This is a genomic window from Parafrankia discariae, from assembly GCF_000373365.1.
Classification (GTDB): domain Bacteria; phylum Actinomycetota; class Actinomycetes; order Frankiales; family Frankiaceae; genus Parafrankia; species Parafrankia discariae.
Genome location: NZ_KB891126.1, coordinates 32,695 through 58,376, shown reverse-complemented (window position 1 = coordinate 58,376; position 25,682 = coordinate 32,695). Strand labels below are relative to the sequence as shown.

Sequence of the window (25,682 nt, the reverse complement as noted above, 5' to 3'; positions counted from 1 at the left end):
GCGCCCGCCGGGGAGAGTTGGCCGACGTCCACGTCGACATTCTCCCTCGGCTGACGGGTCCCGCCGGCCGCCACCTGGTTGGAGGGGCTCGATGAGCACGGCAACATCACGATCGGACTCGGAGTTACCGCGGCCGGCCGACGGCACCACCGCCGCTGACGGCGCTGTCAGCGCCGCTCCGTTGGCCGGGATTCGGGTGGTCGAGGTCGCCCTGGGGGTGACCGCGGTCGGCGCGGGGCTCGCCGCCAGCCTCCCCGGCGCGCTGCTGCGCGACTTCGGCGCGCGGGTGACGCGGGTGCGCCCGCGCCGCCGTCCCGCCCTGGACACCGGGGTGGAGTTCAACCGGGTCTGGGACCACGGCAAGCGGATCGTCGAGGTGGACGAGGGTGAGCCCGCGGCGGCGGAGACCATCGCCGCGCTCGCCCGCGACGCCGACGTCATCCTCCTCGCCGGGCCGGAGGAGACGATCGAGCTGCGGGGGCTGGGCTGCGCGGACCTCGGCCGGGCCAACCCGCGGCTGGTCGCCGTCCGCGTCGGGACCGGTTTCAACGCCGGGGGCGGGACCGAGGGGCTGGAGATCCTGCTGGCGGCCCGGTCCGGCCTGCTCACCCAGATCCGGGCGAACCGCCCCGGCCCGGCGTTCGCCGACCTCACCGTGGCCAGCGCGGGCGCCGGTCTCGCGGCGACGGTGGGCGCCCTGGCCGGGCTCTACGAGCGGGAGTCGACCGGCGTCGGCGGCTGGGCCGAGACCTCGCTCGTCGACGGCCTGCAGGCGATCCTGCCGATGATCATCGGACGGGTGGAGAATCCCTCGCCGTCGACCAGGCTGCTCTGGAAGGAGCAGGGGCCCGCCGAGACTTTGGCCTACCGGTGCGCCGACGGCGGGTACGTCCAGCTGTGGTTCGGCGCCAAGGGTGCCTACGAGGCGTTCCTCGAGCACATGAACGAGCCGCCGAGCGAGCACGGCTACACCGCCGACCTGGTGTCCGGTGCGATGGCCGAGCGCGGCGAGCGGTGGACCCGCGCGTTCGCCGCCCGCGACCGGTCCTGGTGGCTGCGGGACCTGGCCGGGGCGAACTTCCGCTGCGAGCCGGTGCTCCGCCCCGGCGAGGCACTGCTGGACCCGCACGTGCGGGAGATCGGGCTGAGCGTGGAGCGCGCCGACCCCGACCACGGCACCATCACGACGCTGGGGCCGGTCGGCCAGGTGACTCCATGGGCCGCCGCCACCCCGACCCCGGGCACCACCCCGACCCCGGGCGCGCGGCTGCTCACCGGCGTCCGCGTCCTCGACGTGTCGGCCTACCTGGCCGGGCCGATCGCCCCACTGATCCTCGCCGAGCTCGGCGCCGACGTGATCAAACTGGAGCCGGGCACCGGGGACGTCCACCGAAGCATGGAGCCCATGTTCGCCGCCGGCCAGCGCGGCAAGCGGGCCGTCGCGATGGACATGAAGGCGCCCGGCGCCGCGGACGTTCTCGACCGGCTGTTCCGCTGGAGCGACGTCGTGCACCACAACGCGCGGGTGGGCCTCGCCGAGCGGCTCGGCTACGACGAGGCGACGGTGCGCGCCGCCAATCCCGGCGTCGTCTACAGCCACTCCAGCGGCTTCGGCGCGACCGGCCCCCGCGCTCCGCTGCCCGCCAACGACCATCTGATGCAGGCGCTGTCCGGCGTCGAGGCGGCCCAGGGCGGGACGGACCAGCCACCGACGTTCCTCGTCTGGGGCGCGATCGACGTCACCAGCGGCTGGGTGGCGGCGTGCGCGGTGCTCGCCGGCCTCTACGCGCGCCGCCGCGGCGGCGGCACGGGCCAGTCGGTGCGGACGTCCCTGCTCGGTGCGGCCCTGATGCTGAAGTCCGGCGCGTTCGTCGCGGACGGCGCCGTCGTCGAGGGCCCGGTTCTGGACCACGACCAGACCGGCTACGGCGCCGCGTACCGGATCTACCGGTGCGGCGACGGCGGGTGGCTCGCCCTCGCGGTGCCCGACACGGCGGCCTGGCGACGGCTGCGCGAGGCCGTGGCGGGCGGGGTCGCGACAGGTGGGGTCGCGACAGGCGAGGGCGCCGCGGACGTCGGCCTGCCGCAGGACCCGCCGCCGCTGCGGACGCGGCGCGGCGAGCGCCAGCCCGCCGAGGAGCTGCTGGAGAAGGTCTTCCGCACCGGTGCCGCCGCGGACTGGGTGGCCCGGCTGCAGGCGGCCGGGGTACCCGCGGAACTCGTCGCCGAGGTGGACCGCACGGGGTTCATCGCCCGGCTGGTCGACGACCCGGTCAACCAGCAGCTCGGCCGGGTCGTCAGCTTCGACTGGGGTGAGCGGGGCCGGCTCGACCAGCCGGCGTTCCCCCTGTGGCTCGGCCCGGCGGCCCGGCCCGGCGCCCCGCGGGCCATCCCCCGGCTGGGCGAGCACACCCACGAGGTGCTTGACGCCCTTGGCTTCGACGCCGACGAGCGGGCCGCCCTGGTAGCCGCCGGCGCCATCCCCCGGCCGGAGGCCGTGCCCGCCGGCTGACCCTGCCCGCCGGCTGACCCTGTGCGGACGGCCCCGGTTTCCCGTCCGGGGCCGTCCGCACAATTTTTTCGCATTTCCTCGGGTCGCGTGTCCACCGGTTTCCCACCCGCCGGCGTCTTGAAGGTGACTGACGTTCCGGCGGCATCCAGTGGGGAGCCGAGGATCGCGGCTGGGAGGGGCATCAATGGCGGAACACTCCGCCTCGAAGACGGCGGTGTTCGAGCTCTTCGTCGCCAACCGCGGCACCGCGATGCTGCGCACCGCCGTCTTCCTGGCCGGTGACCCGCACACGGGCGAGGACCTGCTCCAGGATGTCCTGCTGCGCGTCTACCGACACTGGCGCCGCGTCGACGACCCCGACGCCTACGTGCGGCGGGCGCTCGTCAACGCCGCCGCCAGCCGACGGCGCCGGCGGCGCTTCCGCGAGGACCCGCTCGACATCGCCACGGAGCCGATCGCGGACAGCGCCCCGGACAGCACGGACGCGCTCTCCACCCGCGACCAGCTGTTCACCGCGCTGCGCCAGCTCCCACCGCGCCAACGCGCGGTGATCGTGCTGCGTTACTTCGACGACCTCAGCGAGACCCAGATAGCGGCCGCCGTCGGCTGCGCCCCGGGCAGCGTCAAAACCCATGCCGCCCGCGGCCTCGCCCGGCTGCGCACCGTCCTCGGCCCGGAGTACACCCCAGCGGAAAGGAGCAGCACCCCATGACTGGCCCAGACCCGGACACCGGGTTCGAGCTGCACCTGCGCGCGACGATGACCTCGGCCGCCCGGACCATCCAGCAGCCATCCGGCCTGGCGCGACAAGTGATCGAACGCGGGCGCCGCCGTCGACGGCGCAAGGCGCTCGCCGCCGCCATGGCGCTGGCCGTCGCGGCCGTCGGCGCGGTGGTCATTCCACAGATCCTCCCCGAGAGGAGATCGGCGGCGTACCCCGCCGGCATCAGCGTCCTGAGCCCGCCGCTCGACACGGCCTACGGGGTGGACGTCCACTGGCTCCCCGACGGCTACGGCGTGCGCTCGCGCCAGCCCGAGGACCTCCTGGGACCGGGCTCGGACCTCGGGCCGTCTCAGATCGCCACCGACTACAGCAGCCTTCCGACGACCGGGAGGTTCTCTCCCCGCATCGTCCGATACACACCGGAAAGCCCCAACTACACGGTGGCGGTCAGCCGCGATCCCAAAGTAGATCTTGACGCCAGGATGCGGCAGATGAACGAAGTGGCCGTCCACCCCGTCCTGGGGAGACCGAGACTGACATCGGGTGTGGGTGGCCACCGGACCTACACGTACACGATGAGCGACGGCGCGGAGAACCTGATCTACTGGCTGGCCTGGAGTCCGGAGCCGGCGGTGGTGCTCACCGTGTGGGGGCCGTCGGAGGCCGACATACGGAAGATCGCCGAGAGTCTCGTCGTCGGGCCGGCGCCGCGCGGTCCTCGGGACCCGGGACAGTCGCTCCAGGTCGAGCAGGCGGCGCGCGACGCCTTCACTCCCGGCTCCGGAACGGCCCCGTGGGCCGCCCTCGACCGGGTGGAGGGCGGCGACGGCCTGCGCGCGGCCATGGCCGAGGGGGTACGGACCGATCGGAAGCGGGTGGAGAGCATCCAGGTGACGTCGACCGGGCCGGTCACCTTCCTGAGCGAGACCGAAGCAATGATCACCCTTCTGATCAACGCCCAGGAATGGCAGGGCCGCGCGATGAGCAAGATCTCATGGCCCGCCTCCGTCCGCATGATCCGAACCGCCGACGGATGGAAGGTCCGACAACAGGACTACTGCGCCCACATGACGTTGGCGCTGATCTGCCCACCGATCACCATCTCGTGACCAGGAGACATCGGGGCCGTCCCTTCAGCGGGCCCAAGGACACCACAGCCGTCCCCGATGCCCGGCGGCTCCGGAGGTTACCCGTAGTCGTCGCGGCCGTGATGCTGGCGGCCGTCCTCGCTGTCAGCACCGTCCTTGCCACCAGCGCCGTCGTACCGGCGAAGCAGCGCACCACCCATGACGCGCCGAGCCGGCTCGGCGCCGTCGGTGAGATCCGGGACCAGGTCTGGGGAGTGGGCGTCGGGTGGGTTCCCGCCGGGTTCCGCCGGCAGTCGCGCGAGGGCGAGTACTTCCGGGACGTCCGCGGCCCGCGGCGCGACCATTTCGAGGTGCGGGTGGTCTACGCCGCCGCGCCCGCCGGCGACGCGAGCACCCGGCTTGCCAGCGCCCGACCCGTCAACGCCAGTGCCGGGAGCCCCGGTGCCGGTGGGGACCTCCCGGTGGGGCCGGCGACGTACGGGATCGGTGTCCGGCGCGGGCCGGCGGTCGACCTGGCCGCCGAGGTGGCGCACGCTCCGAGCGACGGCTGGGACACGGTGCTGGCCGCCGTCGTCGACGGTCACGACGGGTTCCTCCTCAGCACCGGGATCGGTGACCGACGGTCGTTCTCGCTGCGGTGGAGTCCCGGGCCGGGTCTCGTGCTCAGCGTCGGCGGGGGCAGGGCGGACGAGGTCGCCCGGATCGCGGACAGCCTCGTGGTGGGCCCGGTGCCGCCGGGCCCACCCGACGCGGCGGGCGCGCGGAGGTCGGTCGAGGCCGCGGTGCGGGCCTGTTTCGGCACGGGGCGATCGGCCGGCAGCGGCCCGCCCGCCGCGGGTGGGACCGGGCAGGCCGGTTGGGCCGGCCAGGTCGATGGGGTCGGCCAGGCCGGTGGGGTCGCGGGTCTCGCGGTGGACCGGGTCACGCCGGTCGTCTTCCTGAGCGGGACCGAGGCCATGGCCGGGTACGAGCTGCGCGACCCCACCGCGCCCACCGCGCCCGCCGGGGCGCCGCGGGCGGGCACCACCGTGAGCGGCGTGCTGGAGCTCGTGGCGACGCCGTCGGAATGGCGGCCGTCCACCAGCCCCGGAACCGGGGCTTCGGTGCCCCGGTCAGCGGGATGCGCGAGCGGTTCGGCCGGCTCTGGCGGCTCTGGCGGCTCGGCTGATCACGCCGGCCCGTCACCGCCGGGCGTCTCGCGGGTGGGTGCCTGGCGGGCCGCGCCGGAGTCGAGCAGCTCGTCCAGCTCGTCCGCCGCGAAACCCCAGTCGAGCAGGACCTCCCGGGTGTGCTGGCCCGCCGCCGCGGGTGGCCCGCCCGGCCCCGCCGGGGTCCGGCTGAACCGCGGGGCGGGTGCCGGCTGGACGACGCCGTCCACCTCGATGAAGGTCCGCCGCTCGACGTTGTGCGGGTGGCGGGTGGCCTCGTCCATCGTCAGCACCGGGGTGAAACAGGTGTCGGTGCCCTCGAGCTCGGCCGTCCACTGCGCCAGCGTGCGGGTGCGGAAGACGGCCTCCAGCGCGGCCCGGCCGGCCGGCCAGGTCGCCGGGTCGCCCTGCTGGCGGAGCAGTTCGTCGCCGAGGCCGAGCCGTTGGAGCAGCTCCGCGTAGAACTGGCGCTCGCCCGCGCCGACCGCGACGTGCCGGCCGTCGGACGTCTCGTAGACGTTGTAGAACGGGGCCGCCAGGCTGAGGATGTTGCCGTCCGGCTCGTCGGACCACAGTCCCTCGGCGCGCATCCCGTGGAACAGGGTGGTCAGCAGCGCGACGCCGTCGACCATCGCCGCGTCGACGACCTGGCCGAGCCCCGACCGGGCCCGCTCGACCAGCGCGCCGAGCACCCCGATGACCAGCAGCATCCCGCCGCCGCCGAAGTCGCCGAGCAGGTTCAGCGGCGGGGCGGGTGGCTGGCCGGGCCGGCGCAGCGGCTCCAGCGCCCCGGCGAGGGCGACGTAGTTGATGTCGTGCCCGGGGCTGCGGGCGTAGGGGCCCTCCTGCCCGAAGCCGGTCATCCGCGCGTACACCAGCCGGGGGTTGCGCCGCAGGCACTCGTCCGGCCCCAGCCCGAGCCGTTCGGCCACCCCCGGCCGGTAGCCCTCGACGAGGACGTCCGCCCGGTCGACCATCCGCAGGACGGCCTCGACGCCGCCGGGCCGCTTGAGGTCGAGTGCGACGGACCGGCGGCCGCGGGTCAGCAGATCGATCCGGCGGTGCCCGTTGAGGGCGCGCTCGGTCGCGCTCTCCGCCTCGCTCGGCGCGACGTCCTCGAGCCGGGCGACGCGGACGACCTCGGCGCCCAGATCGGCGAGGATCATCGCGCCGAAGGGCCCCGGACCGCGGCCGGCGAGCTCGACGACCCGCACACCCGCCAGCGGCCCGCTTCCCGGCCTGCCATCCTTGCGCTCAGACAACGGATCCACAGTTTCGGAGTGTACGTTCACTTTGTTGTGGACGGCAACGGCCACCCGGCCGCCCGGCCGAGGACCGCAGGCGCTCAGGACCGCAGGCGGTCCAGGGCCGCCTCGGTCTCCAGCTCGACGAACGCCGCCGCGTACCGCTCGACCAGGGCGAGCGAGACGTCCCGGCGCTGCCAGCCGTCGGTGCCCAGCGTCGACAGCCACACCGCGAGACCGTAGGCGGCCGAGGCACGGTAGGACAGCCAGCCGGCCTCCCGGGACAAACGCCGCTCCCCCGGCAGCTCCAGCGCGCCCAGGTACTCCGCGACCAGGTCGGCCTCGTGCGCGCGCCGGTCCGCCACCGTCAGCGAGCCCACCAGGAAGTAGCCGATGTCCTGCGACCAACCGCCGCGGCGCGCCACCTGCCAGTCGAGGAACCCGACGTCACCGTCGGGCAGGACGTAGGTGTTGCCGATGTGGGCGTCGCCGTGCAGCAGGGTCGGCGGGTCGGCGGCCAGCGAGTCCACGTAACGCCACCACAGCCCGACGAGCTCGTCGGCGCTACGCGAGCCGACCTCGTCGGGCAGCAGGCCGACGGCGCGCTCGACCCCGGTCGGCACGCGGGTCCGCAGCGCCCCGGCGAAACCCTCCGTCGCCGCCCAGGTCCGCAGCCAGGCCAGCTCCGGGTTCGTCTCGCCGGAGAACCCCCAGTACCGGCTGTGCAGCCGGGCGAGTCCGCGCAGCCCGTGCGCGACCTGGTCGGGTGTCATCGGCCGGGTGGCGTCGCGCGGATCGGCACCGCGCCCGGTCACGTCCTCCATGACGATCACGTAGTCCTCGGCCGGGCGGTCGATGACGACCAGGTACGCGAGGGGATGGTCGACCGGGAGCGGGGCGCCCGAGGCGAACAGGTCCGGCTCGTTGAACATGTTGCCGTTGTTCCGGTGCAGCACCCGGTGCTCGCCGAGGCCCTCAGCCTTGCAGAACACGGTGTCCGGGCCGGTGCCCGCGCCGTAGGTGACGCCGAAGCGGGCGCGCCGGTTGTTGCCGTCGTCCCGCAGGACCAGCTTGACCTCGCTGACCTCCGCGCCCGGGTGCCGACCGGTGAGCGCCGCCGTCATCCAGGCGGGAGTGACGTCATCCCAGTCCGCCGGTATCGGAAGTGCTCTCGGTTCCGGTCCATCGTTCCCACCGTTCGACATTCGGGCGAGTATGCGTTCACTTAATAAGACCGTCAAGGTCCACAGCCGCGGGAACACCTCCGAGGCCACGAGCTCCGACGACCCAGACCCCCGGCCCTCAGGCCACGGCCCTCAGGCCACGGGCCTCAGGCCACGGGCCACGGGCCACGGGCCACGGGCCACGGGCCGCGGGCTGGAGACTGCGGGGCGGGGCGGGGGCAGGTGCGGCCGCGGGAGGGCCGCGTTTTCATGCACCCGGGCGTATGCATTGGCTCGTCTTTCCCAACCCAATAGGATCCGGAACGGAACGGGACGGCAGGATGACAACCGTCGAGGGCACTTTCGGCGGGCCCGCGGGAGACCCTGATCACAGGCCATGAGAGCCGGAAGTCAGGCGAATTCCGGTCGGCGTCCAGCCGTCCAGGATTTTTCGCTCCGGCCGGCGGGAGCACTGAACATCACGGTCGACAAAAAGCATGCCGCACACCCCGCACCCGATGCGGAAAACAGCGACGAGCAGGGCGCCTCCAGGCCGCTGAACAGGCAATATGCGAGCCACGACGAGTCGGGCCAGCGAGCTCCAGTCCTCCACAAAAATGCCGTCGAGGCTGCCGGTCGACCATTTCAACAATGCATTACACGTTAAGAATCTGCAAGATTTTCGCCGACGTCGCTCTCGACGGAACCCACACAGCTGACGATATTCCGCAACCCCCAGAGTGATTCTGAACACGGTCCAGCTGTCGACGGGAGGCGGAAAATCGGTTGGCAGCGGCCGGCTACCTCCCGGATACCGTCAAGGGGACGCCGCGAAGCCCATCCAGTGCCAAGAAGTCGAGCGGCACCGCCACATCTCGGTCGGGCTGCAGAGCCGGCGACGGGCCGCATTCGAACCCTTTCCGCCGCCAACTGCCGAAGGTGGACATGACGATCCTCGACGCCAGCGCCGCGTCCGGCCTCGCCGGGCAGCCAGGCTCCCCCGGCCCGACCGACCATGGGCCGACCGACCGTGGGCCGGTCTACCACGGTCCGCGGCGTGATCCGGGGCCGTTGCTGCCCGGTCCCGAGCCGGTCCGGGTGCTCGGCACGCCGGCGGCGCGGGCGCTCGACGCCGAGCTGCTGCGTACGCTCCACCGCCGCCTGGTGCTGGGACGTCGCTACAACCAGCAGGCCACCACCCTGGCCCGGCAGGGCCGCCTCGCGGTCTATCCGGCGTCCACCGGGCAGGAGGCGTGCCAGATCGCCCCGGCGATGGTGCTGCGAGAGACGGACTGGCTGTTCCCGACCTACCGCGACACGCTGGCGGTGGTGTCGCGCGGGGTGCGGCCGGCGGACGTCCTGGCCACGATGCGCGGGCACACGCACGGTGGCTACGACCCGCGGGCGCACCGGATCGCGCCGCTGGCCACCCCGCTGGCCACCCAGGCCTGCCACGCCGTCGGGCTGGCGCACGCCGCCCGGCTGCGCGCGGCGTCCGGTCCGGCGGCGCCGCGCGACGTCGTGGCGCTCGCCCTCGTCGGCGACGGGGCCACCAGTGAGGGTGACTTCCACGAGGCGCTGACCTTCGCGGGGGTGCTGAGCGCGCCGGTGGTGTTCCTGGTGCAGAACAACGGCTACGCGATCTCGGTGCCGCTGGCGCGGCAGTCCGCGGCGCCGACGCTGGCGCACAAGGCGGTGGGTTACGGCGTCACCGGACGTCTCGTCGACGGCAACGACGCGCCGGCGGTGCACGCCGTGCTCGGTGCCGCGGTCGAGCACGCGCGGGCGGGGCACGGGCCGGTGCTGGTCGAGGCGGTCACCTACCGGCTGGACGCGCACACCAGCGCCGACGACGCGACCCGCTACCGCACGGCGCAGGAGGTCGCCGCCTGGCAGGCCCGGGATCCGGTGACACTGATCGAACGGCATCTCCGTGACGCCGGCCTCCTCGACGACGCGGCGAGGGCCACCGTGGCCGCGGCGGCCGAGGAGCTCGCCGCCGAGATGCGCTCCGAGCTCGGCGCCGAGCCCCCCGCGGTGGACCCGGCCTCGCTGTTCGCGCACGTCTACGCCCGCCCGACCAGCCAGCTGCGGGAGCAGGCCGCCGAGCTGGCCGCCCGCATCGCCGCCGAGGCGGACCCGGCGGCCACCGGCTGGGCCGGCACCGATCCGGCCGGGGGCGAGGTCCGGTGAGCGCGGCGACGATGGTGCAGGCGCTCAACGCCGCGCTGCGCGACTCGCTGCGGGCCGATCCCGACGTCCACGTGCTCGGTGAGGACGTCGGTGCGCTCGGCGGCGTGTTCCGCGTAACCGACGGCCTCGCCGCCGAGTTCGGCGCGCAGCGCTGCCTCGACACCCCGCTGGCCGAGGCGGGGATCCTCGGCACCGCGGTCGGGATGGCGATGTACGGGCTGCGGCCCGTCGTCGAGATGCAGTTCGACGCCTTCGCGTACCCGGCGTTCGAGCAGCTCGCGTCGCACGTGGCCAAGATGCGCAACCGCACCGGCGGGGCGGTCGGGCTGCCGCTGACGATCCGCGTCCCGTACGGCGGGGGCATCGGCGGCGTGGAGCATCACAGCGACTCCAGCGAGGCGTACTACGCGCACACCCCCGGGCTGCACGTGGTCACCCCGGCCACCGTCACCGACAGCTACGGGCTGCTGCGCGCCGCGATCGCGTCGGACGACCCGGTCGTCTTCCTCGAACCCAAACGGCTCTACTGGTCCACCGAGGACGGCCTCTCCCCCGCCGAGGTCGCCCGCGCCGAGGTCGGGCCGATCGGGCGCGCCGTCGTCCGCCGGCCGGGTGCCTCGGCGACGCTGCTGACCTACGGCCCGGCGCTGCCGGTGTGCCTGCGGGCCGCCGAGGCCGCCCTCGCCGAGGGCTGGGACCTGGCGGTCGTCGACCTGCGCTCGCTGGTGCCCTTCGACGACGAGACGGTCTGCGCGGCGGTCCGGGCCACCGGGCGGGCGGTCGTGGTGCACGAGGCCGCGGGCTTCGGCGGCGTCGGCGCGGAGATCGCCGCCCGGGTCACCGAGCGGTGCTTCCACCACCTGGCCGCCCCGGTGCTGCGGGTGACCGGGTTCGACATCCCGTACCCGCCGCCGATGCTCGAACATCACTACCTTCCCAGCGTCGACCGCGTCCTCGACGCCGTCGCCCGACTCCAGTGGGAGCAGTGACACCGTGGCCGCGGTACTCGAATTCGCCCTCCCGGACCTCGGCGAGGGGCTGACCTCCGCCGAGATCGTCCGTTGGATGGTCGGCATCGGGGACGTCATCGTCGTCGACCAGCCGGTGGCCGAGGTCGAGACGGCGAAGGCGGTCGTCGAGGTGCCGTGCCCGCACGCGGGCGTCGTCACCGCGCTGGCCGGCCCGACCGGCACCGCCGTCCCGGTCGGCGCCCCGCTGATCACCGTGACGGTCGACGGACCCGCGGAACAGCCGGCGGACAGCCCACCCGCCCCGCCCGGCCCACCTGGCCCGCCCGGGACTGAGGGCACTTCAGGGGAGGGCGCGGCGCCCGGCAGGGTCCTCGTCGGCTACGGCCCCCGGGCCGAGCCGGCACCGACCAGCCGGGCCGGCCGCACGAGCCGTACCGACCGGTCGCCGGTCAAGGTGATCTCGCCGCTGGTCCGGCGACTCGCCCGGGACAACGCCGTCGACCTGCGCGCGCTCACCGGCACCGGCCCGGACGGCCTGATCCGCCGCCGGGACGTCGAGGCGGCCATCACCACGGCCACCCGCACCGGCACGGCCCCCCTGGCGGACCTGGCCGGCCCGGCCGACGCGGACGTCGTCCCGTTGAGCCCGCTGGCGCGGCGCGCGGCGGAGGCGTTCGGGCGCAGCCGGCGCGAGGTGCCGGACGCGACCACCTGGGTCGACGCGGACGCCACCGGGCTGCTCGCCGCCCGGGACGCCCTCAACGCGGGCGGCGCCGAGCCCCGCGTCGGTCTGCTGGCGCTGCTGGCCCGGGTCTGCGTCGCCGCGCTGCGCCGCTTCCCCGAGCTGAACTCGGCCGTAGTCACCGACGCCGACGGCCGCGCGACCGGTGTGCGCCGGCACCGCGCAGTCCACCTCGGGTTCGCCGCGCAGACCCCGCGCGGGCTCGTCGTCCCGGTGGTGCGCGACGCCCAGGATCACACCACCGCCGGCCTCGCCGCCGAGGTGGCCCGGCTGACCGCCGCCGCCCGGGCGGGCCGGCTCACCCCCGCCGAGCTGACCGGCGGCACGTTCACGCTGAACAACTACGGCGTCTTCGGCGTCGACGGCGCCACGCCCATCGTGAACCACCCCGAGGTGGCCATGATCGGCGTCGGCCGGATCCTTCCCAGGCCGTGGGTGGTGGACGGCGAGCTGGCCGTCCGCCGGATCACCCAGCTCTCGTTCACGTTCGACCACCGGGTCTGCGACGGCGCCACCGCCGGCGCGTTCCTGCGCCTCGTCGCCGACGCGGTCGAGAACCCCACAACGCTGCTCCGGTACCTGTGACCGCCGACCTTCACTCCGCAGGCGACGACCGCCACCGAACCGGTCCCAGGAGACATGTCTTGCCTGCCCACGCCCCGCACGCCCGCCTGACCTACCTGGGCCCCGAGGGCACTTTCACCGAAGCCGCGCTGCGCACGCTGCCGGAGGCGGCGACCCACGAGCTGTTCCCGTCCATGTCGGTGGCGGCGGCGCTGGACGCGGTGCGCAACGAGGACGCCGCCGCCGCGCTGGTGCCGATCGAGAACTCGGTGGAGGGCGCGGTCACCGCCACCCTGGACGAGCTGGCGACCGGCCGGCCGCTGATCATCCGCCGCGAGGTGCTGCTGCCGATCAGCTTCGCGCTGCTGGTGCGGCCGGGCACGACGCTGGACGACGTCAAGACGGTCACCGGCCACTCGGTCACCCAGGCCCAGGTGCGCCGCTGGCTGGCGGCGAACCTGCCGCACGCGGAGTGGGAGTCGGCGTCGTCCAACGCCGAGGGCGCCAGGCTGGTCCGGGACGGGCGGTTCGACTGCTGCTTCGCCGGGGAGTTCACCGCGCGGCGCTACGGCCTGGAGGCGCTGCTGACCGACGTCAACGACGCCGCCGACGCCACGACCCGGTTCGTCCTGCTCGGACGGCCCGGCCCGACGACGGCGCCGACGCGCGCGGACAAGACGTCCATCGTGGTGTGGCCGACCGAGGACGAGCCGGGTGCCCTGCTGGCGCTGTTGCAGGAGTGGGCGGTCCGCAAGGTCAACCTGGTCCGGATCGAGTCCCGGCCGACCGGTGAGGGGCTGGGCCGGTACTGCTTCTCGATCGACGCGGAGGGGCATGTCAGCGCGCGCGGGGTCAGCGAGGCCCTGATGGGGCTGCGCCGCAACTGCCGGAAGATCCGTTTTCTGGGGTCCTATCCCCGCGCCGACCGGCCGGCGCCGCCCGCGGGCCAGCGGCTGACGGGGCACGATTTCGTCGAGGCCGCGGACTGGCTCTCCCGCTGTCTCAGCGGCGACGCCGCGGACTGGGAGCCCTGACCGCGGCGGCCGTGTCGTCGCGCCGACCCGCACCGACTTACTTTGATTCCGACGTCAATATTTGCTTAGTGTGGTGCCCGTTCCAGCCTCAGTCCCAGTGCCCCGGACCAGGAGCGTGCCGCGTGAGCAGTGACAGCGACGTGCGCCCGAGCACGCACATCCTGTCCGACCTCGGTTTCGAGCTGGCCCGGGTCGGGGACGAGCTGCGCGGGTCGGCGCAGGTCGCCCCCGAGATGTTCGTGCCCGGCACGCCGAGCGTCCGGACGTCGATTCTCGCCGTCTGGGCCGACACCGCGTGCGGGCACGCCGTGATGGCCGCCGTCGCCCCGCGGGTCCCGGTCACCCTCGACCTCGACGTGCACGTCTACCGCCCGCTGCACGAGTCCCGGGCCATCAACACCGTGGCCCGGCTGGTCAAGGCCGGGAAGTCGGTCTGTGGCGTCGAGGTGGTCTTCACCGGCGCCGACGGCGCGGAGCTGGCGTTCTGCACCGCGTCCTTCATGGCCGCGCCGAACCCGGACATGGTCATGCCACCGGCGGACACCCAGCTGGCCTCCCGTCCCCGCGGCGGACGGCTACAGGTCCCGCTGGCCGAGCGCGCCCGCCTCCAGATCCGCGAACCGGGTGTCGCGGTACTCCCCCGCACCGAGGACGGTCTGAACTCGTCGAACACGGTGAGCGGCGGACTGATCGCCCTGGCCGTCGAGGAGGCGGCACTCTCGCTGACCCCGGGCACCTCGCTCTCCTCCCTGGCCCTGCGCTTCCTGCGGCCGGTCCGCACCGGCCCCGTCGTGGCCACGGCCCGGGTACGGGACGGGCTCGGCCGCGTCGAGGCCCGCGACGCCGGCGGCGGCGACCGCCTCGCCGTCCTCGCCACCACCCGGGCCTTCGGCTAGTACCGCGACGGCACCCGGTACGGCCTCGCCGTCGGTGGTGGCAGCGGCGGGCCTGGCGGCGCCGGCACCTGCACCCGTACCTGGCCGGCCAGGCCGACGGACCTCGTGCCGCCGACCATCCGCCCGCTGATCATCCGTACGGGCGCCGAGGCCACAGCTGACGCCACAGCGGACCAGCGCTCCGGCAGCCGGTTCCGCGGTGCCACCCGGCAGGAACGCTAGACGGTCGGCACCGTCGACGGCGTGACGTGACGGGACGGATGCGCCGGCACGACCGAGAGGCGGGGCCCCGTCTCCCGGGATGACGCCGCCGGACGGGACGGCGCCGTGGGCCGGAACGCAGGGGTCTGACGGGGCACGATCGACAGGAGGGGCGCCGCCGCCGGACGGGGCGCGCCGGCCAGGTCGGGCACCGCCGCCGGACGGGCGACGGACCGGCCGCGCGTCGCCGGCGCGGCGGCCGCGGAGCCCCCGGGCGGCGCGGCGAGAGTCAGAGTCGGCGGCTCGACGGAGACGGCCGGCCTGGTGAGGGCCCCCTCGATCGCGTTCATCCCCAGCATCATCACCATCAGCGCGAAGGGGAACAGCACGATCAGCACAACGATCATCTTCGGTCGTCACCCTCCGGACGGCTCGGTCCGGCGCCTGGTCCGACGTCCAGGAACCCGGCCGGTTGTGAACGCTACGCGGCACGGACCGGCCCGCCCACGGCAGAGAGCACCGTCGGCGGACGTCGCAAGTCCCCGGTCCGCGGGGCCCTCGCCGGGTGCCAGGGGCTGGGCCTGTCCCGCAGGCTTCCCGCCGAGTGTTTCGGCCACGGCTCCCCGGAGCTGCCAGATCGACCTATGCCTGGTCAGAATGCCCGTACTGCCCGGCGGCCCGGGCACCTCGGTGGCTCCGGCGACGGCCTACAGCCGGTCTGGGTGTACTCGATCCGGGTGAGCCGGCGGTGCACCCGCCGCGGCGGGTGGCTGCACGAGGCGCTCATCGCCGCCGCGGCGATCGTCCGACGGCGGGTGCCCGACGGAATGCGCGGCCATCGGCCACGAAGAAACCACCGGATGTGCGTGACGATGCCCCGCCGGGATCGTCCCGGTGGCGTCGAGGGCGGTTGACGGCACCCGACCTGGGGCGCTGCGCGCCACCGCGCTGGCCGCGGAGCGGGAGCGGGCCGCCCGGCTCGGCACCGACGGTCTCGGCCGCCGCCGGTCATCTTGCGAAAATCGCAAGGCGTGGCTACCGTGGCGGAGTGCTCAGCCTTCCCGAACGCCCACCGTTCTCCGGAGCAGCACCGTTCTCCGGAGCAGCACCGCCCCAGGGGCCCGCGGCCGCGGCCGGGCACGCCACGGTCACCGAGCGGGTCGCCGGGCTCATCGAGGCCTCCGGGCTGACCAGGCGCGACTTCGGGCAGCGCATCGGGCTCGACGAGTCGAAGATGTCGAAGTCGTTGCGCGGCACCCGCCGCTTCTCCTCGACGGATCTGGCCCGCATCGCGCAGGCCTGCGAGGTCACCGTCGACTGGCTGCTCACCGGTGACGAGCCGGCCCTCTCACTCGCCGCCAGAACGGCGGGCGGTGACGCGGGCGGCGCGCTCGCCACGGCCAGGCGTCTGGGCACGATGCGCGCCGACCTCGCCGATCTCGGCTACCCGGCGCCCTGGCAGGGGCCCCGGCTGGAGCACGTGCCGGTCGGCTGGTCCGAGCAGGGCCGGCGGTTGGCCGGGCGGGCGCTCGGCGAGGTCGACAAGGCGGGCCGGTCGGTGCTGGAGGAGGATCTGATCGACGTGATCGAGGCCGTCTTCGGCGTCGACATCGCCGTCGCCGACCTCGGCCCGGGCCTCGACGGCCTGGCCGCCGCCTCCACCGAGGTGGCACTGATCCTGCTGGCTACATCGCCGGTGCCGGCCCGCCAGCGGTTCACTCTCGCCCACGAGCTCGGCCACCTGCTCGCCGGCGACGACCAGGACGTCCACCTCGACCGGGACATCTTCGACCCCGCCCAGGCGCGGGATCCCAGCGAGATCCGCGCGAACGCGTTCGCCGCGGCGTTCCTGATGCCGGCCGACGCCCTCGGCGACGCGGTCGGTGCAGCGGGCGGTGCAGCGGGCGATCCGGCGGGCCTCACCGACAGCTGTTTCGCCGCCCTCGCCTGTGACCTGATGGTGACCCCGTCGGCGCTGGCGTACCGGCTGCGCGGCCTTGAGATGATCGACTCGGCCACGTGTGACCGGCTGAAGCGGATGACCGGGTCGAGGGCGGCCCACCTCGCCGGCCGCAGCGACCAGTTCGCCCGGCGGGCCGCGGTCGCCGGCACCCCGCGGCCCCCCGGCCTCATGCTCCGGGACACCTACGCCGCCTACGAAACCGGCGTGACAACCCTGCGCCCCTATGCCAACCTGCTCGGCGTGGACGTGGACGATCTCAGCGCCGCGCTCGAAGCGGACCGCCCGGCGCCCGGGGAGTAGTCACGGAATTCCTCTTCCCCGACAACACCGTCCTGTGCAACTTCGCCGCCGTGGGGCGCCTCGACCTGCTCCGGTCGGTGCTGCGGGGGCGCGGGCGCTGGACGGCCGCCGTCGCCTACGAGGCGGGCCGCTCCGCGCGTTATTTCCCGGACCTGGCCATGCTGCCGGTGGAAGGCTGGCTCGGCGAGGCGATCGAGATCGTCGACGAGGCCGACATCCGGCGGGTCAACCGCATCCGGCGGGCCGTGTTCGGCGGCACCGACGCCGAACCACTGCGGCACCTCGGCGAGGCGGAGAGCTGCTTCGTGATCCTCGAATGGGCGGCCTTCGCCGGCTCCTGGTGGATCTCCGACGACCGGGAGTCGCTGCGGTACGCCCGCCGGCGCGGCATCACCACCGGCGAGACGATCGACGTCCTGGGGATGGCGGTCGCCGACGGCCATGTCGACAAGCGCGACGCGGTCGCCCTGACGCACCGGATGGCGGCCGAGGGCAGGCACCTGCGGCTGCCCCGCTCCGACGCCGACCTCGTGACCTGAGCCCCGGCCTGGGCCGTGATCGACCGTGGTGCCGGGCGACCCGCGGCGTGACCACCGGCCCGGCCCGGCCCGGCGTCAGGCGACGTCGACGACGATCTTTCCCCGGACGTGGCCGTCCTCGACCAGGGCCAGCCCGGCGGGGACGTCCACCAGCGGGATCGTCCGGTCGACGACGGTGGTGAGCCCGCCGGCCGCGGCGAGGTCGGCGAGCACGGCCAGCTCAGCGCGGTCCATCCGGGTCGGCAGGACACGCAGGCGCTGGCGGACGAACCTGTCCGCCGCGAGCGCTCCGAGCATGGCGCCGACCGCGCCGAACACCCGCCCCGGTGAGCCGCCCGCGTTGACCACCAGCGTGCCGCGTGGGGCGAGCGCCCGGCGCAGCCGGCGCAGCGGGTGGTTGCCCACGTTGTCGAGGATCACGTCGTAACGCCCGTGCCGGGCGAGGAAGCCGTCCGTGGTGAAGTCGTCCGAGGTGTAGTCCACGACGTGCGCGGCGCCGAGCGAGCGGACCAGCTCGGTGTTGCGCCCGCCGCACACACCGGTCACCCGCGCGCCCAGCCCGGCGGCGATCTGGACGGCGTAGGTGCCCACCCCGCCGGCGGCCCCGTTGACCAGCAGTCTGGTCCCGGCCCCCACCTCGCCGGTGTCCCGCACCCCGCGCAGCGCCGTCGTGCCGGCGGTCGGCAGCGCCGCCGCGGCGGCGAACGTGAGGCCGGCCGGTTTGCGGGCCAGCAGGGCCGGCCGGGTGCGGGCGAGCTCGGCGAAGGCACCCGGGCAGAAGCCGAACACCTCCGTCCCCGGGCTCAGATCACGCACGTTCACGCCGACCGCCTCGACCACCCCGGCCGCGTCGAGCCCGGCCACGGGGTTCTTCGGCCGGCGCAGCCCCATCCCGCCCAGCAGCCGGGCGACGTACGGGTCGCCGCGCAGCATGTGCCAGTCGTACGGGTTGAGCGCGGCGGCCCGCACCCGCACCAGTACCTCGTCCGGCCCCGGTACCGGCACGTCGACATCGGCCAGCCGCAGGACGTCCGGCGGGCCGAACCTGTCCTGGACGATCGCCTTCACCGTGATCTCCGACCGGACCGACCGGCTGTCGCGGCGGCGCGGGCGCGCCTGGCGTCCAAGCTGAGAACCGTCATGAGGCGACGGTGGCGGCGCCGTGTTGAGCGGCGGCGGTGAATCGCTGGCGCGGCGGTTGAGTGTCGGTGGCGGGCCGCATACTGGCGGCGGAGGAATTGATCGCCGGGGCGGAGAACCGTCGAGACGACAGGGAATTCGCCGAGGCAGGTCGAGGCAGGAAGTCGTCGAGGCAGGGAGCGCGCCCGTGCTGCGGATCCGGCTGCTGGGCGGGGTCGGTGTCGTCACGTCCGGCGGCGAGCCGGTCGACGTCGGCCCGGCCAAGTGCCAGGCGCTGCTCGCCGCGCTCGCGCTCGCCCCCGGCAGGGTCGTGCCGGTCGGGCGGCTGGTGGAGCTGGTCTGGGGCCCGCACCCGCCCAGGACGGCCGAGCGCACCCTGCAGTCCTACGCCACCCGGCTGCGCCGGGCGCTCGGCCCCGGTTCGATCCGCCGCGTCGGCGCCGCATACCTGCTGGACGTCGCCCCGGAGGCGGTGGACGTCGTCCGCTTCCAGCGGCTGCTCGACGAGCGGGACGTCGCCGCCGCCCTCGCCGAGTGGGCGGGCCCGCCGCTGGCCGGGCTGGCCGCCCCCGGGCTGGCCGGGGCCGTCGACGGGCTGGTCGAGCGGTGGCTGGCCGCCGTCGAGGTGGACCTGGCCCACCGGGTGGAGAGCGACGCGCGTTCCGCGCTGGGCCGGCTCACCGAGCTGACCGCCGCCCACCCGCTCCGGGAGGGCCTGTGGGCGCTGCTGATGACGGCGCTCTACCGGGCCGGGCGGCCTTCCGAGGCGCTGGCCGCGTTCCGTGCCGCCCGTACGCACCTCGTCGAGACGCTCGGGGTGGAGCCGGGGCCGGCGCTGCGCGAACTCGAGGCGCTGGTCCTGGCGCACGACGAGCGGCTCCTCCCGCACGGCGGTGGCATCGGTCGCCGGGCAGGCGGTGGCTTCGGCCAGGCAGGCAAGGGGCCCGGCGAGGCGGGTGAAGGGCTCGGAGAGGCGGTCGTCCGGCCTGGGCCGGACGACCGCCCAGGCAATCTCCCCCGCCGGCTGGGGCGGCTGCTCGGCCGCGAGCATGATCTGGAGGCCGTCGGCGGCGCGCTGGCCGTCGCGCCGGTGGTGACCCTGGTGGGGCCGGGCGGGATCGGCAAGACCCGGCTGGCCCTCGCGGCGGCGGCGCGGCACCCCGACGCGGGCGCCGTCTGGCTGGTCAAGCTCACCGAGATCGCGGCGTCGTCCGACGTGGCGCGGGCGGTGGCGGGCGTCGTGGGCGTGACGGAGAGCTCCGGGCGCCCGCTGGGCGAGTCCGTCGTGGCGGCGCTGCGCCAGCGTCGGGTGCTGCTCGTCCTGGACAACTGCGAGCATGTCGTCGACGGCGCCGCGGTGCTCGCCCAGGCGATCGCCGAAGGGTGCCCCGAGGTGCGGATCATGGCCACCTCCCGGGAACCCCTCGGCCTCGGGCACGGCTTCGAGCGGCTGGTCGCCGTCGGCCCGCTGGAACCCGCCGGGGCGGGCGCCGAGCTGTTCGCGGAACGGGCCCGCGCGGTCTTCCCCGCCTTCGACGCGCGGGCCGGGCGCGCCGAGATCACCGAGATCTGCCGCCGGCTCGACGGCCTCCCGTTGGCCATCGAGCTGGCCGCCGCGCGCACCGCGGCGCTCGGCCTCACCGATCTGCTCGAGCGTCTCGACGACCAGCTTCGCCTGCTCGTCGGCGGGGCGCGGACCGCCGACGAGCGGCACCGGACGCTGCGTGCCACCGTGCGGTGGTCCTACGACCTGCTCGTTCCCGGCGCGCGACGCCTGTTCCGGCAGTTGTCGGTCTTCGCCGGGCCGTTCGACCTGGGCGCGGCCACCGCCGTCGCGGCGGGCGAGGCGGGCGAGGCGGAGTATCTGCTCGGGGACCTTGTCGCGAGGTCGATGCTGGTGGCGGAGGCGGGGCCGTTCGGGCGGCGCTTCCGGCTGCTGGAGACGATGCGCCAGTTCGCCGCCGAACGGCTCGCCGAGGCCGGCGAGACCCGGCAGGCGACCGAGCGGCACGCCCGCTGGTGCCTGGCGGCGGCCACCCGGATCCAGGTGCTGCTCGCCGGTCCGGCCGAGGTCGAGGGCGTCGCCCGGCTCGACGAGCTCTGGCCCGATCTGCGGGCCGCGTTCGACCGGGCGTGCGCGGCCGGCGACGTGGCGCTGGCCCGGGCGCTCGTGCGCCGTGTCGTGGTGGAGGTCGTCCGCCGCAGCCGCCACGAGATCGGCGACTGGATCGAACGGCTCCTGACGCTCGGCCGGCCGGAGCCGGACCTCACCCCCGGCCGGCCGGAGCCGGAGCCGGACCCCGACCTCGTCGTCTTCGCGCTCACCTGGGCGGCGCAGCGCTACAAGATGAGCCAGGACAGCGCCGCCTACGAACGGCTCGTCGCCCGCCACGGCGAGCCGGACCACCCGCTCGTCCACCATGCGCGGGCGTCCGTCTACGAGGACTACCCGGCCCACCTGACCTGGGCCGCGCCGGCCGTGGCCGAGCTGCGCCGACGCGGCGAGGGCGACCTGGCCGAGCAGTTCGAGCTGGACGTCGGCGCCGCCCTGCTGTTCACCGGCCGGTTCGCCGAGCACGACGCCGTGGTCGGGACGCTGGTCGAGCGGTACCGCCGGCAGGGGCCGCCCACCCTGCTGAACCTGACGCTGGTGCTGCTCGGCTACTCGGCGCTGCTGCGCGGCCGGCACGACCGCGCCGACCGGCTGTTCGACGAGGCCGTCGGCGTCGAGGTGCCGGCCCGGACGCACTCGCCGAACCGGGCCGTCCAGGCCCGGGCGGTCTTCCGCCGCGGCGAGCGGGCCCGGGCGTTCGCCATCCTGCACGCGCACGTCGAGCAGCTGCTCGACGACGGGAACATGCAGGCCGCCTGCGTCACCACGGTCGAGTTCGTCAACATGGCGGCGGCCGTCGGCCGGCTCGAGGACGCGGCCCGCATGCTGGGCTTCCTGGAGACGACCGGCCTGCTCGAACATCCCGCGTGGCGGACGCTCGTCGAGGGCGCGGCGGCCCGGGTCGCCGCCGACCCCCGCGTGGACCCGGAACGGGAGCGGGCCGGCGGCCGGCGGCTCGACGACCGCCGGGCCCTGGAGTACATGCGCGGGGTCCTGGGCCTGCTCTCCCAGGCCCCCGGCCCGACCGGTCGCCCGTCGGACGACAAGCAGGGACGATGCTCGACGGGCATTGCGTGAACGCCCGCTCATGCTCCGCGCCGACGCAGGAGGACCGCCGATGACCGTCGACTCCCCGTTATCGACCCCGCGCCAGGACGGCGTCGCCGGGCCGCCGCCGCCGTTCGACGCCGAGGTGAGCCCGACGATGGCGATCATGCGGCAGGCGCTGGAGGGGATGCGGACGCTGGACGCCGTCCTGGCCGTCCGGGGGCGCACCGGCGGGGCCCGGGACAAGGACCAGGACGCGCGGCTGGCCCGCGACGGGGCCGTCGAGCTGACGGAGGTGTCGGTACCCGGCCCGCCCGGGGGACCCGAGGTGTCCCTGCTCGTGTGCCGCCCCACCGCGCTCACCACACCCCGCGCCATCCTGTACTTCGCGCACGGCGGCGGGATGATCATCGGCGACAACCGGCTGGGGCTGGACGAACCGCTGGACTGGGCGCAGGAACTGGGCCTCGTGGTGGTCTCGGTGGACTACCGTCTCGCACCTGAGCATCCCCATCCGGCACCGGTCGAGGACTGCTACGCGGGCCTGGCGTGGACCGCCGCGCACGCGGCCGACCTGGGCGTCGACCCGGCCCGGATCATCATCGCGGGGCAGAGCGCCGGCGGCGGCCTGGCCGCGGCGACCGCGCTGCTGGCCCGCGACCGCGGCGGCCCGGTCCTGGCCGGGCAGCTGCTGATGTGCCCGATGCTCGACGACCGCAACGACACCCCGTCCGCCCGGCAGATGGCGGGGCTGGGGATCTGGGACCGGTCGATGAACGAGATGGGCTGGTCGGCTCTGCTGGGCGAGGCCCGCGGTGGCCCCGATGTCTCCTCCTACGCGGCCCCGGCCCGGGCCGCGGACCTCTCCGGGCTGCCGCCCACCTTCGTCGACGTCGGCTCGGCCGAGACGTTCCGGGACGAGGACGTGACCTACGCGAGCCGCATCTGGCAGGCCGGGGGCGCGGCCGAGCTGCACGTCTGGCCCGGTGGCTTCCACGGGTTCGACCTGGTGGCCCCGCAGGCCGCGCTCTCGCGGGCGGCGAAGGCCGCGCGGCTCCAGTGGCTGCGCCGCCTCCTGCCCACCTGACCCGCCGGTCGCAGGCCCGCGCCGTCGGCCGCGCTGTCTCCGGCCCGCCCCGCCGGTGGCGGTGACGTGGTTCACTCGATACTCGTCCGTGTTTGTGTTCACTTATGAGGCCTGACGGCCCGGCGGAGCTTGACATCGGGCCGTCCACCGCGGCATGTGGGCGCCGAGCGACCCCGCTTCCTGCGGCCCATGGCCCACGACCCGGCAGAACTGCCTACAGAACTGGAGTGCAGGCGATGAGAGTTGTGGTGGTCGGTGCGTCGAGCGGCCTCGGCCGGTGTATCGGCGTCGACCAGGGCCAGCGCGGCAACCAGGTGGCCCTGCTCGCCCGCAGGCAGCACCGGTTGGTCGAGGCGGCCAAGGAGGCCGGGCCGGGCACGCTCGCCATCGCCTGCGACGTGACCGACGAGGAGTCCTGCCAGGCGGCGATCGAGGAGGCGGCGACGGGCCTGGGCGGGATCGACGCGATCGTCTACGCCACCGGCATCGGGCCGCTCTCCCGGTTCGAGACGACCAGCGCCGCCACCTGGCGCAAGGCGTTCGACACCAACGTGATCGGCGCCGCGCTGATCACCGCCGCGGCCCTCCCCCACCTGAAGGCCTCGGGTGGCGTGGCGGCCTATCTGTCCTCGGTGAGCGCGTCCCTGACGCCGCCCTGGCCGGGGTTCGCGGCCTACAACGTGAGCAAGGCCGCGCTCGACAAGCTCATCGACTCGATGCGCGGCGAGCACCCGTCCATCGGCTTCACCCGGGTCATCGTCGGGGACTGCGCCGGCGGCGAAGGTGACTCCGGGACCGAGTTCGTCACGGGATGGGACAGGGAGTACGCCGGGGAGGTGCACCAGATCTGGGCGCAGCGTGGCTACATGGCCGGCACGCTGCTCGACGTCGCGGAGCTGCTGCGTGTGGTGGACGTCGTGCTGCAGTGCGGCGGCACCATCCCCTCGGTGGCCGTGACCCCCCGCCCGGCGGCCCCCGCCTGACGGCCCCCGCCTGACGGCAGAACCGGTCTGACAACCGGATCAGCCTGACGACGAGACCCGTCTGACGGCGAGATCAGGCACCTTAACCACCCGAATTCCGGTCGGGAGAGCATCGACCGGGGCAATCACTCCCCTCTCAGCTCGCATGTGGCTAATGTCACTGCCTATGACGCAGGCCACGTGCGGGCGTCCGGGCTCCCGGGGAGAAACCATGATTGCCGCGGTGGAGTTACCGGTCGCCCCGCTTTCGCGACGTACGGGTGATCACGATGGGTGCTGAGCGCCGGGATTTGCACACCCGGCCGCTCAGCACCCCAGGTTCCGACACGCCGGGCCACCCGGCTCCGGATCACGCAGCGGCAGATCAGGCCGCACCGGGTCAGGCCGCACCGGGTCAGGCCGCACCGGGCGCCGGGCCCCAGGGCGGCGCCCCCGCGCGACTGGGGTCGCTGGGTGGCCTGCTCGCCGCGCTGCGCGGGAGGCCTCGGACGGGCGGGTACGCCGCCGGCTCGGACCTGACCGGCGCGGACCTGGCCGGGGTGTGCCTCACCGGCCGGATCCTGCGCGGGGCGCGGCTGCACGGCGCCTACCTCAGCGGCGCCGACCTGCGCGGCGCGGACCTCCGGGACGCCTGCCTGCGCGGGGCCGACCTGCGGGACGCCGATCTCAGCCAGGCCGCGCTCGGCGGCGCGGACCTCGCCGGCGCGCTGCTCGCCGGCGCCTTCCTCACCGGCGCCGACCTGCACGGGACGGACCTGCACGGAGCCTTCCTCCACGGCGTGGATCTCCGGAAGGCCTTCCTCGCCCGCGCTGACCTGCGCGGAGCCGACGCCGACCGGATCATCCTGCGCGGCGCGGACCTGCGCGCGGCGGACGCCACCGACGCCGTCCTGCGGCAGGCCGACCTGCGGCAGGCGGACCTGCGCGGGATCCGCCTGACCGGGGCGGTCCTACGCGGAGTCGACCTGCGCGGCGCGGACCTGCGCGGCGCGGACCTGGGCACCGCCCGGCTCAGCTCCGCCCGCCTCGACCGGGTGTACTGGTCGACCGCGACGACCTGGCCACCCGGCGAGTGGACCTACCGGACGCGGTCGGCGTCCCGGCAGGTCGCCCCGGGTGTCTTCCAGATCTCCGACGAGCCGACCCGTCCCGGCCACCAGCGCCGGACGCCCGGCTGACCCACCCGGCGACCCACCGAGGAGATGTTCCGCGGCGCACCGCCGAGCCGCCCACGGCGAGCACCCCACGGCGGCGGTCGGGTGCGCACGACATCGTTCTGGCCTCCTGGGGCTGGCGGGCGAATCAGGAGATCGACGGTTCCGTCCGCAGTCCCCCGACCGGGACTGCCACATGACCTCCCTCGGCCCGGCAGCGCCACACCGGCCATCCGGCTCCGTCCCAGTCCCAGTCCGGCAGGTGCAGCCCGCGGCGATGACGGGCGCAGGTCGGCCAGTAGAACTGGAACATCTCCATCACGCACTCCTGCACGTTCGCGGCGAGCGACAGCACCCTGCGGGGCAGGTCGGTGCCGCCCAGGCACTCCACGGGGTTGCCCCCGCCGCGATAGGGCTCGCCGTCGAAGCCGACGAGGAGCTGCGGCTCGCCGTCATCGCCGTATCCACCCGACCAGTGGAGCGTCAGGCGGCCCAGACCGGCCTCGGTCCCGTCCAGGTCCCGCTGCACGATGACCAGGGCCTGCTCGGTGCGAGCCACGAGACCGGGCTCGAACCGGGCGCGCGACTCCTCCCAGGGAAACAGCTCACCCCACGCGTCCGTCGTCGGCTCGAGGTCGCGGCCCAGCTCCACGAGCACGACGGGCAGCAGGCGACGCGCCTCGAGATCGTCACGAACTCCCAGGGCGGCCAGCTCACGCAGCGCGGGGCTGTCGACCCCGGCCGCCAGCGCGTCCGCCGCCAGATGCGGCAGGCTCACTCCGATCTTGACTCCCGCCACCAGCTCAGACCAAGCGTCCACAAGCTCGTTCACCGGTCCGTACGTCCACTCGTCCACCCGTTCATCGTGGCATTGGG

General features: G+C 74.7%; 22 protein-coding genes. 15 read left to right on the top strand and 7 right to left on the bottom strand.

Translation table 11 applies throughout. The annotated features are described in order from the left end of the window. Positions 1-91: 91 nt before the first annotated feature. From B056_RS0106290 to B056_RS0106280, 3 genes are all read left to right on the top strand, one after another. A complete protein-coding gene (locus B056_RS0106290) occupies positions 92-2,512 on the top strand; it encodes a CaiB/BaiF CoA-transferase family protein (protein WP_026239391.1) in 2,421 nt (806 codons plus the stop codon). Positions 2,513-2,696: 184 nt separating this feature from the next. Then, entirely contained in the window at positions 2,697-3,224 is a 528-nt protein-coding gene (locus B056_RS0106285; protein WP_018501041.1) for a SigE family RNA polymerase sigma factor, read from the top strand. Beyond that, positions 3,221-4,345, top strand: a complete 1,125-nt coding sequence (locus B056_RS0106280; RefSeq protein WP_018501040.1) for a hypothetical protein — start codon at positions 3,221-3,223, stop codon at positions 4,343-4,345. Before B056_RS0106285 ends, B056_RS0106280 begins: the two co-directional genes overlap by 4 nt. A 77-nt stretch (positions 4,346-4,422) precedes the next feature. Here B056_RS0106280 and B056_RS0106275 read toward each other — a convergent pair whose 3' ends face one another. From B056_RS0106275 to B056_RS42435, 4 genes are all read right to left on the bottom strand, one after another. Further along, positions 4,423-4,908, bottom strand: a complete 486-nt coding sequence (locus tag B056_RS0106275) for a hypothetical protein (protein ID WP_018501039.1) — start codon at positions 4,906-4,908, stop codon at positions 4,423-4,425. 584 nt (positions 4,909-5,492) lie between these two features. Next, positions 5,493-6,734, bottom strand: coding sequence for a CaiB/BaiF CoA transferase family protein (locus tag B056_RS0106260; RefSeq protein ID WP_026239390.1), 1,242 nt, complete (start codon positions 6,732-6,734; stop codon positions 5,493-5,495). An 83-nt stretch (positions 6,735-6,817) separates the two neighbouring features. Beyond that, entirely contained in the window at positions 6,818-7,840 is a 1,023-nt protein-coding gene (locus B056_RS0106255; protein ID WP_018501036.1) for a phosphotransferase, read from the bottom strand. 427 nt (positions 7,841-8,267) lie between these two features. Continuing rightward, positions 8,268-8,528 (bottom strand): hypothetical protein, encoded by a 261-nt coding sequence (locus B056_RS42435; RefSeq protein WP_154676877.1) that lies wholly within the window; start codon positions 8,526-8,528, stop codon positions 8,268-8,270. A 296-nt stretch (positions 8,529-8,824) separates the two neighbouring features. On the opposite strand from B056_RS42435, the gene B056_RS0106250 reads away from it, so the two are divergent. The 5 genes from B056_RS0106250 (at position 8,825) to B056_RS0106230 (ending at position 14,279) form a co-directional block, all read left to right on the top strand. Next, positions 8,825-10,072 carry a thiamine pyrophosphate-dependent enzyme gene (locus tag B056_RS0106250; protein WP_020572335.1) on the top strand — a complete coding sequence of 416 codons (1,248 nt, stop codon included), beginning with the start codon at positions 8,825-8,827 and terminating at the stop codon, positions 10,070-10,072. Positions 10,073-10,083: 11 nt separating this feature from the next. Continuing rightward, positions 10,084-11,061 carry an alpha-ketoacid dehydrogenase subunit beta gene (locus B056_RS0106245; protein ID WP_035750341.1) on the top strand — a complete coding sequence of 326 codons (978 nt, stop codon included), beginning with the start codon at positions 10,084-10,086 and terminating at the stop codon, positions 11,059-11,061. Between the two features lie 4 nt (positions 11,062-11,065). Next, a complete protein-coding gene (locus B056_RS0106240; RefSeq protein WP_018501033.1) occupies positions 11,066-12,370 on the top strand; it encodes a dihydrolipoamide acetyltransferase family protein in 1,305 nt (434 codons plus the stop codon). A gap of 59 nt (positions 12,371-12,429) precedes the next feature. Beyond that, on the top strand, positions 12,430-13,383 hold the full coding sequence (gene pheA, locus B056_RS0106235) for a prephenate dehydratase (RefSeq protein WP_018501032.1): 954 nt from the start codon (positions 12,430-12,432) through the stop codon (positions 13,381-13,383). 122 nt (positions 13,384-13,505) lie between these two features. Next, a complete protein-coding gene (locus B056_RS0106230) occupies positions 13,506-14,279 on the top strand; it encodes a PaaI family thioesterase (protein ID WP_018501031.1) in 774 nt (257 codons plus the stop codon). A gap of 218 nt (positions 14,280-14,497) precedes the next feature. Here the strand turns inward: B056_RS0106230 and B056_RS0106215 are convergent, their stop codons facing one another. Further along, on the bottom strand, positions 14,498-14,887 hold the full coding sequence (locus B056_RS0106215) for a hypothetical protein (protein ID WP_035750300.1): 390 nt from the start codon (positions 14,885-14,887) through the stop codon (positions 14,498-14,500). A 237-nt stretch (positions 14,888-15,124) separates the two neighbouring features. Here B056_RS0106215 and B056_RS0106210 point away from each other — a divergent pair, with 237 nt between their 5' ends. The 3 genes from B056_RS0106210 to B056_RS0106200 all read left to right on the top strand — a co-directional run bounded on the left by B056_RS0106210 (position 15,125) and on the right by B056_RS0106200 (position 17,282). Continuing rightward, a complete protein-coding gene (locus tag B056_RS0106210) occupies positions 15,125-15,394 on the top strand; it encodes a hypothetical protein (protein WP_154676876.1) in 270 nt (89 codons plus the stop codon). 134 nt (positions 15,395-15,528) lie between these two features. Beyond that, on the top strand, positions 15,529-16,743 hold the full coding sequence (locus B056_RS0106205; RefSeq protein ID WP_018501026.1) for a helix-turn-helix domain-containing protein: 1,215 nt from the start codon (positions 15,529-15,531) through the stop codon (positions 16,741-16,743). A gap of 50 nt (positions 16,744-16,793) precedes the next feature. After that, on the top strand, positions 16,794-17,282 hold the full coding sequence (locus B056_RS0106200; protein WP_018501025.1) for a hypothetical protein: 489 nt from the start codon (positions 16,794-16,796) through the stop codon (positions 17,280-17,282). Positions 17,283-17,357: 75 nt separating this feature from the next. On the opposite strand, the gene B056_RS0106195 is transcribed toward B056_RS0106200, so the two are convergent. Then, entirely contained in the window at positions 17,358-18,350 is a 993-nt protein-coding gene (locus B056_RS0106195; protein ID WP_018501024.1) for an NAD(P)-dependent alcohol dehydrogenase, read from the bottom strand. Positions 18,351-18,609: 259 nt separating this feature from the next. Between B056_RS0106195 and B056_RS0106190 the strand changes: the two genes are divergently transcribed. The 4 genes from B056_RS0106190 to B056_RS0106175 all read left to right on the top strand — a co-directional run bounded on the left by B056_RS0106190 (position 18,610) and on the right by B056_RS0106175 (position 24,830). Beyond that, positions 18,610-21,612, top strand: coding sequence for a BTAD domain-containing putative transcriptional regulator (locus B056_RS0106190; RefSeq protein WP_018501023.1), 3,003 nt, complete (start codon positions 18,610-18,612; stop codon positions 21,610-21,612). Between the two features lie 40 nt (positions 21,613-21,652). Further along, complete coding sequence (locus B056_RS0106185) at positions 21,653-22,669, top strand: alpha/beta hydrolase (protein ID WP_018501022.1); 1,017 nt, start codon at positions 21,653-21,655, stop codon at positions 22,667-22,669. 236 nt (positions 22,670-22,905) lie between these two features. Next, a complete protein-coding gene (locus tag B056_RS0106180; RefSeq protein WP_026239388.1) occupies positions 22,906-23,652 on the top strand; it encodes an SDR family oxidoreductase in 747 nt (248 codons plus the stop codon). A gap of 269 nt (positions 23,653-23,921) precedes the next feature. Continuing rightward, on the top strand, positions 23,922-24,830 hold the full coding sequence (locus tag B056_RS0106175; protein ID WP_035750340.1) for a pentapeptide repeat-containing protein: 909 nt from the start codon (positions 23,922-23,924) through the stop codon (positions 24,828-24,830). Between the two features lie 124 nt (positions 24,831-24,954). Here B056_RS0106175 and B056_RS0106170 read toward each other — a convergent pair whose 3' ends face one another. Next, a complete protein-coding gene (locus B056_RS0106170) occupies positions 24,955-25,662 on the bottom strand; it encodes a hypothetical protein (RefSeq protein WP_018501019.1) in 708 nt (235 codons plus the stop codon). Positions 25,663-25,682: the final 20 nt, after the last annotated feature.

What these genes read in the sequence shown, in the direction of transcription:
- B056_RS0106245 (WP_035750341.1), top strand. Translation starts at nt 10,084, where the DNA reads ATGGTGCAGGCGCTCAACGCCGCGCTGCGCGACTCGCTGCGGGCCGAT.
- B056_RS0106175 (WP_035750340.1), top strand. Translation starts at nt 23,922, where the DNA reads ATGGGTGCTGAGCGCCGGGATTTGCACACCCGGCCGCTCAGCACCCCA.
- B056_RS0106180 (WP_026239388.1), top strand. Translation starts at nt 22,906, where the DNA reads ATGAGAGTTGTGGTGGTCGGTGCGTCGAGCGGCCTCGGCCGGTGTATC.
- B056_RS0106250 (WP_020572335.1), top strand. Translation starts at nt 8,825, where the DNA reads ATGACGATCCTCGACGCCAGCGCCGCGTCCGGCCTCGCCGGGCAGCCA.
- B056_RS0106185 (WP_018501022.1), top strand. Translation starts at nt 21,653, where the DNA reads ATGACCGTCGACTCCCCGTTATCGACCCCGCGCCAGGACGGCGTCGCC.
- B056_RS0106215 (WP_035750300.1), bottom strand. Translation starts at nt 14,887, where the DNA reads ATGATCGTTGTGCTGATCGTGCTGTTCCCCTTCGCGCTGATGGTGATG.
- B056_RS0106280 (WP_018501040.1), top strand. Translation starts at nt 3,221, where the DNA reads ATGACTGGCCCAGACCCGGACACCGGGTTCGAGCTGCACCTGCGCGCG.
- B056_RS0106285 (WP_018501041.1), top strand. Translation starts at nt 2,697, where the DNA reads ATGGCGGAACACTCCGCCTCGAAGACGGCGGTGTTCGAGCTCTTCGTC.
- B056_RS0106210 (WP_154676876.1), top strand. Translation starts at nt 15,125, where the DNA reads ATGCCTGGTCAGAATGCCCGTACTGCCCGGCGGCCCGGGCACCTCGGT.
- B056_RS0106255 (WP_018501036.1), bottom strand. Translation starts at nt 7,840, where the DNA reads ATGACGGCGGCGCTCACCGGTCGGCACCCGGGCGCGGAGGTCAGCGAG.
- B056_RS0106290 (WP_026239391.1), top strand. Translation starts at nt 92, where the DNA reads ATGAGCACGGCAACATCACGATCGGACTCGGAGTTACCGCGGCCGGCC.